A 15,123-nucleotide genomic window follows, 5' to 3' on the forward strand; every position below is an offset into this window, starting at 1 on the left:
TTCTCAAAGAATGCCCGGCCTTTTCGCAAACAATTTTTTAAATTGCTTTTAAGCCTGGGTTACAGCCTGTCTGGCCAGCGCTTCTTGCTGTTTGACTCCACCATGCCACTGCCAGATGTAATACAACAACGGAATGACCAACAGAGTCAGTACGGTTGACGATAAGGTACCAAAGATCAGGGAAACCGCCAAACCGCCGAATACCGGATCGGTAATCATGATCATTGAGCCGAACATAATCGCCAGAGCCGTCAACAGAATCGGACGGAAGCGGACTTTACCGGCTTCAATAACCGCATCTTTCAAAGACTGTCCCTCAGCGCGATATTCGAGAATAAAGTCAATCAACAGCAGGGAGTTTCGCACCACTATCCCCGCCAGGGCAATCACCCCGATCATGGAGGTCGCGGTAAAGGCTTGCCCCGTCAGCCAGTGCCCTGGGAAAACCCCGATCATGGTCAATGGAATCGCCCCCATAACGATCACCGGCATCATAAAGGATTTATAGTATCCGACCAGAATCAGATAAATAAATACCAAAGCGACGATGAAAGCACTTCCCATATCACGGAAAACGTCCAGTGTCAGACGCATCTCTCCGCCCCACAATAGCGTATATTCCATTACGTCATGCGGCTGCGCTTCAACAAAGCCCAAGTTTGCGGTATGGAAAGTAACCCCAGTTTTAGGCAGTGTTACATTATCCAGCATTTTATCCAAGGACAGAACCGCATACACCGGGCTTGATTTCAACAGCTCACCACCGATCATCACCATCCGGTGCTGATCACGCATAACGATCGGCTTGGCGTGTGTTGATTTTTCTATTTTTGCAACGGCCGAAAGCGGTACGGCATCTCCGCCGCGCGACTGGATACGTAGCGCCAATAACTGCTCAGGCGTCGTACGATCCGAACGCGGCAAACGCACAATAATATTTACCGGTTCGCGAACATTATCAAGGTGCATATACCCCAACTCGTAACCGTTAATATAATCACGCAACATTTTACTGACTTGCGCCGGCGCAACTCCCAGCAAGTTTGCCTGATCTCGATCGATATTGATCTCATAACTGACCTGATCGTCAGTCACCGAATCATCAACATTGATCAAACCGTAAATATCACCGAAATTTTCACGCATCTCAATCGCCGCGGCACGCAGCTTGTCATAATCCGGACCATACAGCTCGGCCATAATCTGAGTAGTAACCGGTGGCCCTGGAGGCGTTTCGTACAGCTTGACATTCGCTTGCGGGAAATCTTTGCGAATCATCGCCAAAGAATCATTAAAACGGTTAACAATCTCATGAGAAGAAACGCTACGCTGATGCTTATTCACCAGATTGACGCGGATCTGAGCAAAGTTACTGCCTTCTTTAATCAAGTCGCCACGAACCAATGCTGCGAAATCGATAGGCGCGTGATTACCCAGATAAACACTATAGTCGGTCACAAACGGCGTTTTAGAAAGTAGATCACCAACATGGCGAACCACGCGATCGGTTGCCTCCAAAGCCGTGCCTTCGGGCATGTCCACCTGGACCAGGAAAGTACTGGTGTTGTCATACGGCAGCATCTTAACCTCAACACCGGCCGGATGAAGCGGGTTATTCATACCGTCACCGCGGACAAACTGCAGTGCCGGTTGAACCATGGCGGCAATCAAAGCACCCAAAACCACGAACAGGAACAAATTACGCTTGGTGCGGCTCTCAATCAGAGGATTGATCGCCTTAACATACAACTTCTGCATCCAGTCTTCTTTCTCAACATGGTGAGTTTCCAGACTTTCGCGTTCCTGCATTTCCTTGATGGCTTTTTTGCCAAGGAAACGATAAGCCGCATAAGGCACCAGAATATAAGCCACCACCAGTGAGGCAATCATCGCCACCGGCACATTGAACGGGATCGGTGCCATAAACGGCCCCATCATTCCGGTTACGAACAGCATCGGGATAAAGGCCAGAATAACGGCAATCGTCGCAACGTTGGTCGGATTACCGATTTCATTGGTGGCACGAATCAACACTTCATCGAATTTTTCCGGATCAAAGCCGTCGTGAATATGCCTGTGGATATTCTCTATAACCACGATCGCCGCATCCACCAGCAGACCAAGCGACAGAATCAAGGCAAACAAGGTAATTCGGTTAATCGTCTGATCGGCAATCAAGCCGACAAACAGCACTACAAACAGAATCAACGGAACGGTCAGCGTCACGATACTCGCCTCACGCCAGCCAAGGAAAAGCACCAGTATCACGATAACCGAACCGACGGCAATACCGAGATGTTCCATCAACAGATTTACCGCGGCATTGGCTTTTTCACCGTCATTACGGGTTACAACCACATCGACATTACTCGGCAAAACACTCTTTTTCAGCATATCCAGCTTATCGAGTACGGCGTTAGCGACATCAACCGCATTGGTACCCGGCTTTTTCGCCAGCGCAATCGTGACCGCCGCCTGTTCTCCTTTATGTACCATCGTCGAATTCGGACCGAAACCGATACGAGTATAAGTATCAGTCTCTTTTGGGCCGTCGGTAATCGTCGCAATATCTTTCAGATAGATCGGACTTCCCTGATCCATACCGATAATAATATTGCCGACTTCCTTGGCATTTCCAAGATAACCGTTAACGCGAATCAGATGATTCTGGTTATTATTGACCATCGTCCCGACAGGAACTGAAACGTTATTACCCAACAGCATTTCACTGATGGTATCCAACGATAATCCGGTCAAAGCAATTTTGCGCGCATCCAGCCACACATTGATGGCGCGCTCCTTTCCTCCGACCACATCGGTAAAAGAGACCCCAGGAATGTTACGCAGGTTTTCAACCAGCTTCAGAGCGACATCACGCAGATCATATCCTGACAACTCTTTGGAAGTGACCGCCAGAGTCATAATCGGCACATCATCGACATTGATCGGCTTAACCAGCGGCTGCTGAGTATCCGGAGGCATCTTATCCAGATTCTGCATCAACTGGTTATAAACCTTAACCAAACTGTCGACTTGATTCTGACCGACCTCAAATTGCACGGTTACCACACCGAAGTCGTTGGCGGCATAACCGAAGGTATGGTCGACACCCGGCAGCGCTCCCATAATGGTTTCCAGAGGCTTGACCACCATATTCTCAACTTCTTCCGGAGTCGCTCCCCCTTTCGGCACAATAATATTGGCCGCAGGCACAACGATTTGCGGGTTGTATTCACGCGGCGTAATCAAATAAGCCATGATACCGGCCAAAGTAATCGCCAGCATGATCATCATGGTGATTTTTGAATGGATAAACGCCTTGGCCAATTTCCCGGCAATATTCAATTCGGATTTTGGCGTTGCATTCTCAGACATACTTAAGCCCCTTCCGCTTTAGAACCGGCAGAGGTTACTTCAACCTTGTCGCCGTTCAACATGCTCTGATTGTTATCGATCACAATCTGCTCACCCAAAGCCAAACCAGCCTGCACTTCAACCTGATCGTCGATTGACATCCCTGTTCTGACCATATGATAGAAAGCGTGCCCGTCTTCAACCACGAAAACACCTTCAATTCCGGCTCGGACAACAATCGCCGATTTCGGAATCATCATCGCCTGGCGAACGCCACGGGTGAAACTGATACGAGCGAAAGTACCACTGTTAACGTTATTAATATCAGGTAGACTCAATTTAACCGTGTGAGTACGGGTTTTAGGGTTCGCTGAACTCACTAAAGTATAGATCGTACCGACCAAAGGCTTATCCTGGCCATCGATCATCACTTCGGCCTCATCCCCTTGACGCAAAACGGCGTATAAATCTGCAGCCACTTCCGTCTGAACACTCAATGACTTCAAGTTTTCGATCACGACAATCGGGTTACCCGGAGCCGCCAAATCACCGGCGACGGCCATTTTCTCTACCACCACGCCATCAAACGGAGCGGTGACGTTAGCGTATTTCAACTGCGATTCCGCCTGTTTTAAACCGGAACGAGCCGCTGCCAGGTTTTCCTGCGCGACACTATACTGCAAACGAATTTTGTCGTATTGCTGTTTGGAAACCGAATCGTCTTCATACAATTTGGTAAAACGATCATAATCCAGTTTCGCATCCGTCAAAGCGGCTTTCGCTTGCTGATAAGCCGAATTGGCCTGCGAAATTTGGCTGCGAATATCCGCCGAGTCGATCGAGAATAATAATTCACCACGTTTGACGGTTTGCCCGACGGTGACATTCAAGTTTTTGATATACCCCATCAAGCGAGAGGCGATGCGAGCCTTCTGATCCGGTACAACCGCACCCGGCACAACCGTCGTCATCGGGACTTCACCCAAGCTTACTGTCGTGACTTGAGCGGCAATGGTTTGCACCGCTTCCTGAGGCGCAACCGGAGCTTCCTGCTGACAAGCGGTTAAGCCCAAAGCCGCAGCTAGAAGCGGAACGGCAAATAATTTACGTGTCTGTTTCATTTCAAAAAAACCTCAATTCATTCATTACAGTAACTTGATATCCATCGTCCCGGTAAACAGGCGCAACTTCGCTTTGTAAACGTTGACGTCGTAATTAGCAGACACCAGATCTGCACGGGCTTTATCCAACTGGGTCTGGGCCAATAAAACTTCCGTCATAGTCGCAACACCGTTTTCGTAGCGGCGCATAATCAACTCCAACGCCTCCTCTGCTTGCTTAACTGCCAGTTCGTTGGATTGAACCTGCTTTTGCGCAATTTGCATTTTGCGCCAAGACGTTAGCAAATCTAGACGGACTTTATTCTCTGCCGAGCGAACTGCCGCCTTTTTCTGTTCGGCAGAAGCATTCGCCATATCAATTGCACTGGCGGTTACGCCGAAGTCGGTAATTTTCCAGGAAACCACACCGGCAATCGTGTAAGAACTGCTGTCAAAACCAGGATTTTCACTGTTCCAATCTTGACGCAGCATGACATTAAAGTGCGGATATTTGTCAGCACGCGCAGCATCGATGGCAAAATGTGATGAGTTCGCTTCTTTACGCTGCGCTTCCAGTTGAGGGTTACCGTTCATGGCAAGGGCTAAAAGACTATCAATCGAATCTTTCGGTAATTGCAGATCCATACGATCAGCCACATCAAGTTCCGCCGAAGCATCCATATTCATTAGCATACGCAAACTATCCAGCGCAATCTGCTCTTGACCTTGCGCTTTCATCAGAGCGACTTCGGCCGTGGATTGATGCACTTCCGCACTTAGCAACTCCGAACGCACCACCACACCCTGTTCGACCAGGTTACGTGTGGTTTTAACAAAAGAGTCTGCGGTTTTTTTAGCCTGCTCGGCAACCTTGATATAGGAACGCGCCGCATGCACTCCTTCATAAGCTTGATAGACGTTATAAGTCAAATACTGCTGAACGGCTGAATCACCCTGTTGTGCCGCTTCGATCATGGCGGCAGCTTGTTCTTCATAACTCTTGATCTTGCCGCCGTTCCAAATCGGAATCAGCATTTCGATGCGGGTATTAAAATCGGTGTGTGCCCCGGGATAATTCAATCCACTCGGTTCATAGGCGAAATTGCCGTTATTCAATTCGGTCATCGCCGCCATGTCCACACCGAAGTCGGCAAATGCCGCTTGTCGCTGCTGTATTTTCATACCGAAAACATTTAAAGGGTTGTCCGAATTTGTAGCGGTAACAGACAGGTTTACCTGTGGATAGCGGCTCGCTTCCGCCTGCTGCAAAGCAGACTGAGCCTGTTGAATACGCGACGAACTGACATCCATCTCAGGATTCTTGTGCAATGCATCCTCCACGCACATTTTAAAATCATAGGTCTGAGCATAAACAGACCATGGCAGCAAAGCCGTCAGCATCAAGCTTCCGGCTTTTAATAACGAATACTTCTGTTTCATTTTGCCTCCGAGCAAAGTCCTTTTTTCGGTGAAGCCATGCACCGCCATAATTTCAATTCCGGCCAAGACATTTGAAAAAGACCGTGAAACCCTGCATGGTTTCCGATAGCAAAAAAGGATGTTAAAACACCCTTTTTTCGCTCTTTCAAAAGTCATTGAATCACCCTGTAAAACCTGCCATCTAACCTTAGCGATTCTACGGATATAACTCAAGCTTATTAACATATAAGAATTTTCTTATATTATAGTGACTTCATGCTTCAAGTAAACCCAAATATATTAGAAAAAACTAATATGAAGCTATAATGACATTTTTAAGCCAAATCAATTCACCATGAAAAAAATGGCTGGCACCCGACCGCCAAAAAAGATCCGCCGAACTTTCCGGCCTTGTAACCCATTCCAAAACTTCTCTTGCATCGATTACTTCATCCCTGCCTCCTTGAATACAGGTCCAGGGAATGGATACCGGATCTAAAGAAGAGAAATCATATAAACCGATCGGCGGCGCAACCGTACAAATTCTGTCAACCTGAACCTCGGACAAAGCTCTTAAAGAAACATAACTACCGAAAGAGAAACCGGCCAATACCGTTTCTTTAACAGGCAATTGTTCGCGAGCCCAACTTAAGGCCTTAAGCAAGTCCGCGGTTTCACCCATCCCTTCGTCGTATTCACCCTCACTTTTCCCGACACCCCTAAAATTATAGGCAAGGGTCGCATAGCCTAAACTTTGAAAAGCGCGCTCCATAGTGGTAATCACCTTATTATTCATAGTGCCGCCGAACAAAGGGTGCGGATGACTTAGTACCACCAACTTACTTTCGCTCACACCATCAAAGTCGGCAAAATTATGTCGAATCTCCAGATTTCCATGAACACCTTTAATAAGAGTCGTTTGTAGATTTTTTTTCAACTTTAAATCCTTTATTATTGATGCAAATCAAAAAGCGTCTTGCACGAGTCATAAAACAGATGGCGACATCACTCTGCCTCGCAAAAACGCTGAATAATAAATACATAATCAAAAAGAGCTCGCTAAATGCCTACCAGACAAATCGTTATCGACGACGCCGTGCCATATGCCGCCGACATGTTCGGCCACTTAGGCGAAATCACTCTGCTACCGGGAAAAAAAATCACCCCATCCGATGTACAAAATGCCGATGCTCTGATTGTTCGTTCGCGAACACAGGTTAACCAGAATCTGCTGACAAACAGCCGCGTGCAGTTTGTCGGCAGTACCGTTGTCGGTTTGGATCACATAGACCAAACCTATCTCCAAAAAAACGACATTCACTTTTACTCCGCCCAAGGCTGCAATGCAAACTCGGTGGCCGAATACGTTATCCATGTGTTATTCGATCTTGCCGAACGGCACGGCTTTGACCTGCAACACAAAACCCTGGGTATTATAGGCGTCGGCAATGTCGGCGGGCGTCTGTATCAAAAAGCGCAAAACCTAGGCATCAAATGCTTGCTCAATGATCCACCGAGAGAACGGGATCCAAAAGATAATGAGCTAAATTTCGTGGATCTGGATCAATGCCTGACAGCGGACATTATTACCGTTCATACACCTTTATATATGAGTGGGGTTGATTGCACCTATAATTTAATTAATGCGGAACATATCTCGCGACTGTCTCCAGAACAGATACTGATCAATGCCGCTCGTGGAGGAATCATCAATGAAGCGGCCTGGGCTGCACAACCCCTTCAAGCAATAGTTGTTGATTGCTGGGAGAATGAACCCAATATTGACGAAACGCTATACAGAAGCGCCGACTTGGCAACACCGCATATCGCAGGCCATTCGCTGGAAGCTAAAATTGCCGGTGGCGAAATGGTCTACCGCCAGCTTTGCCGTCACTGGCAAATTGAACCTCAAAACAACTGGCAAACATTGCTTCCACCTGACCCACAACCGATTGAAATTGATAGCCGGACGGAAAGCAGTCAAACAAAACTTCACAGACTCTTTAAAGAAGTCTACAATCCCTATAATGATGATAGCGCCATTCGCGATAAGCAAATTCAAAAAGTCCATCTTGCCTTCGAGGATTACCGCCGCACCTATCCTCTTCGACGAGAATGGCACCGCCATAGGGTTCAGAACATAAAAACCCCACACCTTGCTAAGCTATTAAAATCCCTAAAATTTATAATAGATGGTTAAAACACCACAAAACGTATAAGAATCCCTTAATAAAATTATATTATTTACCCCACAAAAAATTTAGGTTTGCATTTGCCTTCATAACCAGTAATCTAGCACCTGAAATGTTTTGAGCCACTCAACAAAATTCAATCTCAAGGGAGAGCATTATGAAATTAATCAACCTATTTAAAGCTGCTGTTTTAGCTGCTTCTGTTGCAACTCTTTCAGGGTGCGGCACGATTAACGCAGCTACTAACCTAGAAGACGGCGCTTGGGATACATTCAACCAAGTTTGGGACAAATGGGTAGCAAGCGAAGGTGATATCGCAGATGCCACTATGTGGGAAGTAAAAGTCGACGAAGGCGTTTCTCTAGAAGACGTTAAAGACGCGATCAACGCAGTCGGCATCAACCGCAACCTTAAAAACGTTGGTGAACTACCACTATCTGAAGAGCTAAAAGCTCGTGGTATTGAATCAAAAGTTATCCACGTAATGTCTTTCTGTAACCCAGAAACAGCTCGCAAAATGGTTGACTTCTCGCCTGCTATGGGTGGGTTCCTTCCATGTCGTGTAAACATCATCGAAAAAGAAGATGGCCTACACATCTATTCCATGAACATGGATATGGCTATCGAGATGGGTAAAAAAATGCCACCAGCACTGAAAGAAGCGACTATGCAAGTGCGTAACACCATCTGGGAAATGATGCAAAAAGGTAAAGCTGGCGAATTCTAATTTACGCCTGATTTTAAGAGCCTTTAAAAGCCGCTATTTTTTAGCGGCTTTTTTGTTTTTTAAGCGTAAGAAACGTCAGAAAACCCACCCCAAACTCGCTCAAGCCCAGGCCTTAATAAGCCTTTATACTAAGGCATTTCACCCCCTTCAACCGTCGATAGTTAAAAAATCAGATGCACTAATGGGGCATTAATAAATTTTAATTACTCAAAAGCCGCAAAATCCTGCATAGTTACACATGAAATCACGCAGACCGTAGAAGTCTGTGTAAATAACTTCACAAGAGAGAGTCAGACTCATGAGAAAAACAAAACTAGCACTAGCATTGTCCTTTGCTGCTGCCGGCGTTTTTTCAACCAACGCCATGGCTACCAACGGGACAAACATGATCGCCGTTGGCGCTCAATCTGCTGCAACGGGTGGGACCGGTGTAGCGGGCTACTTTGGCGCGGAAAACGTTATTATCAACCCGGCGCTAATTGGTAAAGGCGACGGCACGGAATTTACTTTCGGTGGTACATTGTTCGCTCCGGACGTTAAAACCAAAAACAACACTGTAAGCTCGGTATTTCAGGCATTCGGATTTACCGCAGATGATGCTTCAGGAAACAGTAAGGCCGACCTTTTCGTGGTACCTTCCGTTTCCTTTGCTACACGTATCAACCAAACCATGAGCTTTGGTATCGGAATGTTCGGAACATCCGGTATGGGGGTTGACTACCGAACCAATGACGGACTTTTCAATGCACAAAGTCAATTACAGATTATGCGCTTTGTGCCGACCCTGACTTTCAACAGCCGTGACCGCAAAATGGCTGTTGGTATCTCTCCAATCCTGCAGTATGGTGCTTTAGATATTAACTACCGCACCAATGATAATGCAATTGCCGAAGCCCAAGGCAATGTCACTGCTGATGGAAACGAAACACAACACGGTTCAGGCATGGCTACCGATCTAGGAGTTGGTTACACCATCGGAACCTATTTTGATCTAGGCAAAAACCTGACCTTTGGTTTGGCCTACCAGTCACCGATCAGCATGAAATATAACGGCCAACTTTCAACGGCAGGTCAAGGTTTCAACCTGGTGTTTGGTGATGAACTGGAACAGCCTGCTGAAATCAAAGCAGGGGTTTCTTACGGAACTAAGCGCTTCATGGTCAATGCCGACGTCAAACAAGTTCAATGGGGTGAAGCAGCCGGTTACAAGGACTACGGCTGGGAAAACCAAATGGTCTATGCCCTTGGTATGAAACTAATGGGCAAAAACAGCTGGATCGGCTTCGGTTACAACTACGGTAAAAACCCTATCAAGGAACAAGCAGCCGCAAGTTACACAACCGATTACAAAGGTGCTGCCACCAATATGTTTAACAACACCTTCTTCCCTGCAACCGTTGAAGAACACTTCACAATCGGTGGTGGGTTCAATATCAGCAAAAACGCATCACTGGAAGGCGCCTTTGTCTATACACCAAAAGTTAAAACCACGGTCGATACTTCTGCAGTTAGCCAAGCCTTCGCTTACGACGGTGCCATTGCGCAAGGAATGGGGCCAGGAACTGCTGATGGTCTAGCTTCCGGTGTTAAATCATCCTCAACCACCGAGCATTCGCAAATGGGTCTAACCATGCAAATGAAGTACCACTTCTAATCCGGTATTTCCTTGCTCTGAAAGCCGCGCACATGCGCGGCTTTTTCCGTTTTGCATCCTTGTAAATTCTCTTCCATTCCTCTCGCCAAAAAAATTTAACAAAACCCTATCCCCTCCCTCTTCCTCGCAACTGTTTTTTTGTGCATACTATCTAAAAAAGGAGTTTTCTATGGCCACTATTCTTATAGCGGGGTGCGGTGATTTAGGCTGTTTACTGGGCGAAACATTAGCACAAGAAGGACATACCATTTATGGTTTGCGACGTCACACCGACGACCTGCCCGAATCCATTCATCCCATTCAATCAGATCTTTCTCATTCACTACCCAAACTTCCGGAAACCGTAGATTATGTTTTCTATATGGCATCAGCGGGAAAATACAAAGATGCGGCTTACTATCAAGCCTATGTATTGGGTGTTAAAAATACCCTTAACGCCTTGGGAAATAAAAACGTCAAACGTTTTTTCTTTATTTCCAGTACGTCGGTTTTCGGTCAAAGTGAAGGCGAACTGGTAAATGAAGAGAGTCCGACCAGTGGTAAAAACTTCTCTACTCGTCGCTTGCTGGAAGGAGAACACCTTGTCCGTGATTGCGGCTTCGCAAGCACCATCGTTCGTTTTGGAGGCATCTACGGGCCGGGAAGAACCCATTTAATCGACTTGGTCACACAAGGTAAAGCCCATTGCATGGAAGATGTTTGGAGCAACCGCATTCACTCTATAGATTGTGTCGGAATACTTAAGCATCTAATGGAACTGGACATGACTGCACCACAGAAAGTGGATGGACTCTACATCGGGGTAGACAATCAGCCAACCCTGTCCTGTGAAGTCTATGACTGGTTGGCTGAACAACTGAGTGTACCGGATGTTGAACATAGCGAACCGACAGAAAATTCCAGAATGATGCGCAGCAACAAGCGTCTTTCCAACGCCAAAATCCGTGCCTCAGGCTACAACTTCATCTACCCGACCTATCAAGATGGTTATATAGAATTACTGGAAGCCTGAGACAACCCTTTCTATTTATAAATCTGGCTAAAGATCGCGTCGCTTATCGTCTTCACGAGTTCCTTCTATTCGTGATGGCGGCACCTGAGTTTTTTCCTGCCATTCGCCTTCAAAGACATTATCGTCGGAACGATATGAATAACGCCCCGAAACCTGCAAGCCTTTGAAGCTTTGCTTTATCAGATAACGACGAACCGGCGGCACTAAAAACAAAAAACCCAACGCATCGGTAATCAAACCGGGAATTAAAAGCAAAACCCCTCCGATAAAAATAAAGACCCCTTCAAAAATCGCTTCTTGAGGCGCCTCGCCCTGCGCCATCATACGCTGCGCCTTCATCATGATATCAACGCCTTGACTACGCATGAGGTATACGCCTAACACAGCGGTAAAAATCGTCAACAATACAGTCGGCAGTGCGCCGATTACAGAGCCTACCTGAATTAAGAAATACAACTCAACCAAAGGTACAGCAATAAATAAGAGAAAGAAAAATCGCATAATTCGGTCCCTAGAAAATATGTTCGTAAAAGAAATCGCTAAAGATACAAAATCCGCAAAGAGCCTTATTTAAAAGGATTGGCAACAAGTTTTTGTCAAAAGCGGCAAAACCCAGTTTTAATCAAAGCATTACAGATGAAAAAGCGCTGCAAAGCGTATAGAATAATGAATCCATTTCGGCATAATTAACGTAATACTTAATAGTCATTGATCGTCAGTTTTCAAGTGCTATTAGAGAAAGGAATTCTAAATGCGTCGCGCCAAAAATATTACACTCTACCTCATACAAATTTTAATCATTGCATTCGGCCTGCAAAACACCAGTGCCTGGGCGGATGAACTACTGGATGTTGACCAAGCGTTTCAGCTTGCTCACCCGACCGTCAAAGACAGTAAAATTCATATTGAATGGAAAATTGCTGACGATTACAAGCTGTACAAAGACAAAATGTCTGTAAGCGCGACGCAGATCACCTTGCAGCAGCCGGCTTTTTCCAAAGCCAAAACCGTAGAAGATGAATTATTCGGCAAGACAGAGGTATTCACCCATCAGGCAACGATCGATATTGCCTATCAGGGCCAGGCTTCAGCTACTGAAGTCACAGTAAAATACCAAGGCTGTGCCGACAAAATCGGCGTATGTTATCCACCGCAAACCCGAACCTTTACTCTGGACTTGCCGCAACAATCCGCGCCGTCCACTCTCGGTGCACTGGACAGCTTCTTAAAACAGGAAACCTCCGAGCCAGAGCTACTGGATGCCGAAGACGCTTTCCGCTTCTCGGCAGATAAATCCAATCCGGCTAATATTAAGCTGACCTGGGAAATCGCCCACGGTTATCACCTATATCAAGACAAGATCAAAACCAAACTGCTAAAGGGCGATGCTGAAGTCTCTCTTTCACTGCCCGAAGCCGAACAGATCGATGATCCGCTATTCGGCAAGACAACTGTCTACCACGGTGATCTGCAAGGTACTTTAAATGTAAAACGAGCAACATCCACCAGCGAAGTCCAAATCGAATATCAGGGCTGCTCGGCTGAAGCCGGCGTCTGTTACCCTCCTGTTAAAAAGGTGATCCAACTGGATGCGGTATCCGGCAGTTCCACATCAAAAGCCGTCCAGGCCACTGCAACGGTTACCGAGGAATCGCCTCTGTCGGAAACCGACCAAATTGCCGACACCCTGAAGAACAGCAGCGTGTGGATCGTCATCGCCACTTTCTTCGCTTTCGGACTTCTTTTAGCGCTTACCCCATGCGTTTTCCCAATGATTCCGATCTTATCCAGCATCATTGTCGGACAAGGCGATCAACTGACCACCCGTAAAGCCTTCATTATGTCTCTGGTCTATGTACTCGCCATGTCGGTTACTTACACCGTAGCCGGTGTACTGGCAGGGCTGTTCGGCGAAAACCTGCAAGCTGCTTTCCAAAATCCATGGATTATCGGTAGTTTCAGTGCCATTTTCATTCTGCTTGCTTTCTCAATGTTCGGTTTTTACGAGCTGCAGCTTCCAAGTTCACTGCAATCAAAACTCACCAACCTTTCCAATAAGCAACAGGGCGGGACTCTAACCGGCGTTGCCGTTATGGGCTTCCTTTCTGCATTAATTGTCGGCCCATGTGTCGCACCACCTCTGGCCGGAGCATTGATCTACATCGGACAAACCGGAGACGCGCTTTTAGGCGGTGTAGCCCTATTCGCCATGAGCATGGGGATGGGATTACCGCTATTATTGCTGGGCACATCAGCAGGAAAACTTCTACCAAGAGCCGGCGCTTGGATGGATTCGGTCAAAGCGGTATTCGGTGTCGCTCTGATCGGTGTCGCCATCTGGATGGCCGAGCGTATTCTTCCGTCGGAAATCATTCTTCTGAGTTGGGCGCTTCTGTTCATCGTTTCCGCAGTCTACCTTGGCAGTTTCGAATCAACCGCAAGCAAATCCGGCTGGTTCAAACTGTTTAAAGGAATCGGCTTGGCACTATTCCTGTACGGAGCAATGATTCTTGTCGGTCTGCTCGGCGGCAGCAACAATATGCTGCAACCGCTAAAAGTCTTCCAGGGAAGTTCAAGCCACCAGGCAGCACAAGAAGAACATCTGGCATTCCAGCGCATTAAAAGCCTGGACGATCTGCAGCAAGTTCTGGCATCCGGCAAGCCGGTCATGCTCGACTTCTATGCCGACTGGTGTATCAGCTGTAAAGAGATGGAGAAATTCACCTTTAGCGATACTAAGGTTCAAGCAGCCCTAAAAGGTGTGACCCTTATTCAAGCCGATGTCACCGCCAACGATGCGGTCGACAAAGCCTTGATGAAGCACTTTGATCTGATCGGACCTCCGGCTATCTTGTTCTTTAATAGTCAAGGCAAGGAGCAGAAAGCGCAAAGAGTCGTCGGTTTTAAAAACGCTGAAGCCTTTGAACAGATTGTAAAACAAGCTTTCTAAAACGGCTTGTCAGCCTGCCAAAACAGGCAAGTTTTCGATTGGGGCTACCCCTGCCCCAATCAACCATCAAACATTTCTCAACTTTTCTTAACGTTCAAAACAGAACGCCGCTTTTCAAGCAAATTCCGTCAAGTTTTACTGATTTTTAAATAGTGTTCCACCAGCGCATCAGTTATAATTTCGCATATTTGATTCAACCTATAGGCACAGCCGCATGGCAAGCATTCTTGTAATTAACGGTCCTAATCTCAATATGTTAGGCCGCAGAGAACCGGAAATATACGGCAGCGAGACTCTCGGCGACGTCATTGAACGCCTGGAAATGCTCGCCGATCGCTTTGATATTCGCCTGCGCGATTTCCAAAGCAATTCCGAAAGCGCGATTATCGAGCGTATTCATCAAGCCATGGACGATGGTACAGACTATATCTTGATCAACCCTGCTGCCTACACTCATACCAGTGTAGCAATTCGCGACGCCTTGGCGACAGTGCAAATTCCGTTCATCGAAATTCACCTCTCCAATATTCATAAGAGAGAGCCTTTCCGACATCACTCCTATTTCTCGGACCTTGCCGATGGCGTGATTGCCGGACTGGGGACACTCGGTTATGAACTGGCATTTCAGGCAGCGGTTAACAAACTAATCAAATAACAAATTTATGACCTTAAACAGACTCATTTAAGGCCGCACTCAACAACGCAAACTTCGGGA

At 46.8% G+C, this 15,123-nt stretch carries 11 protein-coding genes; 6 read left to right on the forward strand and 5 right to left on the reverse strand.

The features are described from left to right. Positions 1–48: 48 nt before the first annotated feature. The 4 genes from H8792_RS07515 to H8792_RS07530 all read right to left on the reverse strand — a co-directional run bounded on the left by H8792_RS07515 (position 49) and on the right by H8792_RS07530 (position 6,810). Complete coding sequence (locus tag H8792_RS07515) at positions 49–3,375, reverse strand: efflux RND transporter permease subunit (protein WP_185978331.1); 3,327 nt, start codon at positions 3,373–3,375, stop codon at positions 49–51. A 2-nt stretch (positions 3,376–3,377) separates the two neighbouring features. Beyond that, entirely contained in the window at positions 3,378–4,475 is a 1,098-nt protein-coding gene (locus H8792_RS07520) for an efflux RND transporter periplasmic adaptor subunit (RefSeq protein WP_185978332.1), read from the reverse strand. Positions 4,476–4,499: 24 nt separating this feature from the next. Continuing rightward, positions 4,500–5,894, reverse strand: coding sequence for a TolC family protein (locus H8792_RS07525; RefSeq protein WP_185978333.1), 1,395 nt, complete (start codon positions 5,892–5,894; stop codon positions 4,500–4,502). 289 nt (positions 5,895–6,183) lie between these two features. Continuing rightward, positions 6,184–6,810, reverse strand: coding sequence for an alpha/beta hydrolase (locus tag H8792_RS07530; RefSeq protein ID WP_228767002.1), 627 nt, complete (start codon positions 6,808–6,810; stop codon positions 6,184–6,186). Positions 6,811–6,936: 126 nt separating this feature from the next. Between H8792_RS07530 and H8792_RS07535 the strand changes: the two genes are divergently transcribed. The 4 genes from H8792_RS07535 to H8792_RS07550 all read left to right on the forward strand — a co-directional run bounded on the left by H8792_RS07535 (position 6,937) and on the right by H8792_RS07550 (position 11,458). After that, entirely contained in the window at positions 6,937–8,073 is a 1,137-nt protein-coding gene (locus H8792_RS07535) for a 4-phosphoerythronate dehydrogenase (protein ID WP_185978334.1), read from the forward strand. Positions 8,074–8,222: 149 nt separating this feature from the next. Beyond that, positions 8,223–8,792 carry a DUF302 domain-containing protein gene (locus tag H8792_RS07540; RefSeq protein WP_185978335.1) on the forward strand — a complete coding sequence of 190 codons (570 nt, stop codon included), beginning with the start codon at positions 8,223–8,225 and terminating at the stop codon, positions 8,790–8,792. A 298-nt stretch (positions 8,793–9,090) separates the two neighbouring features. Further along, complete coding sequence (locus tag H8792_RS07545) at positions 9,091–10,446, forward strand: OmpP1/FadL family transporter (RefSeq protein WP_185978336.1); 1,356 nt, start codon at positions 9,091–9,093, stop codon at positions 10,444–10,446. A gap of 169 nt (positions 10,447–10,615) precedes the next feature. Beyond that, on the forward strand, positions 10,616–11,458 hold the full coding sequence (locus H8792_RS07550) for an NAD-dependent epimerase/dehydratase family protein (RefSeq protein ID WP_185978337.1): 843 nt from the start codon (positions 10,616–10,618) through the stop codon (positions 11,456–11,458). 27 nt (positions 11,459–11,485) lie between these two features. Here the strand turns inward: H8792_RS07550 and H8792_RS07555 are convergent, their stop codons facing one another. Then, complete coding sequence (locus tag H8792_RS07555; RefSeq protein ID WP_185978338.1) at positions 11,486–11,959, reverse strand: FxsA family protein; 474 nt, start codon at positions 11,957–11,959, stop codon at positions 11,486–11,488. A 250-nt stretch (positions 11,960–12,209) separates the two neighbouring features. Here H8792_RS07555 and dsbD point away from each other — a divergent pair, with 250 nt between their 5' ends. After that, entirely contained in the window at positions 12,210–14,408 is a 2,199-nt protein-coding gene (dsbD, locus tag H8792_RS07560; RefSeq protein WP_185978339.1) for a protein-disulfide reductase DsbD, read from the forward strand. A 214-nt stretch (positions 14,409–14,622) separates the two neighbouring features. After that, positions 14,623–15,063, forward strand: coding sequence for a type II 3-dehydroquinate dehydratase (aroQ, locus tag H8792_RS07565; RefSeq protein ID WP_185978340.1), 441 nt, complete (start codon positions 14,623–14,625; stop codon positions 15,061–15,063). Positions 15,064–15,123 lie beyond the last annotated feature (60 nt).

The sequence above is a fragment of the Thiomicrorhabdus heinhorstiae genome (assembly GCF_013391765.2).
GTDB lineage: Bacteria > Pseudomonadota > Gammaproteobacteria > Thiomicrospirales > Thiomicrospiraceae > Thiomicrorhabdus > Thiomicrorhabdus heinhorstiae.

Bases quoted from the DNA above. Each gene is read 5' to 3' on its own strand.
- H8792_RS07550 (WP_185978337.1), top strand. From the start codon at position 10,616: ATGGCCACTATTCTTATAGCGGGGTGCGGTGATTTAGGCTGTTTACTG.
- H8792_RS07535 (WP_185978334.1), top strand. From the start codon at position 6,937: ATGCCTACCAGACAAATCGTTATCGACGACGCCGTGCCATATGCCGCC.
- H8792_RS07515 (WP_185978331.1), bottom strand. From the start codon at position 3,375: ATGTCTGAGAATGCAACGCCAAAATCCGAATTGAATATTGCCGGGAAA.
- H8792_RS07525 (WP_185978333.1), bottom strand. From the start codon at position 5,894: ATGAAACAGAAGTATTCGTTATTAAAAGCCGGAAGCTTGATGCTGACG.
- aroQ (WP_185978340.1), top strand. From the start codon at position 14,623: ATGGCAAGCATTCTTGTAATTAACGGTCCTAATCTCAATATGTTAGGC.
- dsbD (WP_185978339.1), top strand. From the start codon at position 12,210: ATGCGTCGCGCCAAAAATATTACACTCTACCTCATACAAATTTTAATC.
- H8792_RS07540 (WP_185978335.1), top strand. From the start codon at position 8,223: ATGAAATTAATCAACCTATTTAAAGCTGCTGTTTTAGCTGCTTCTGTT.
- H8792_RS07555 (WP_185978338.1), bottom strand. From the start codon at position 11,959: ATGCGATTTTTCTTTCTCTTATTTATTGCTGTACCTTTGGTTGAGTTG.
- H8792_RS07545 (WP_185978336.1), top strand. From the start codon at position 9,091: ATGAGAAAAACAAAACTAGCACTAGCATTGTCCTTTGCTGCTGCCGGC.
- H8792_RS07520 (WP_185978332.1), bottom strand. From the start codon at position 4,475: ATGAAACAGACACGTAAATTATTTGCCGTTCCGCTTCTAGCTGCGGCT.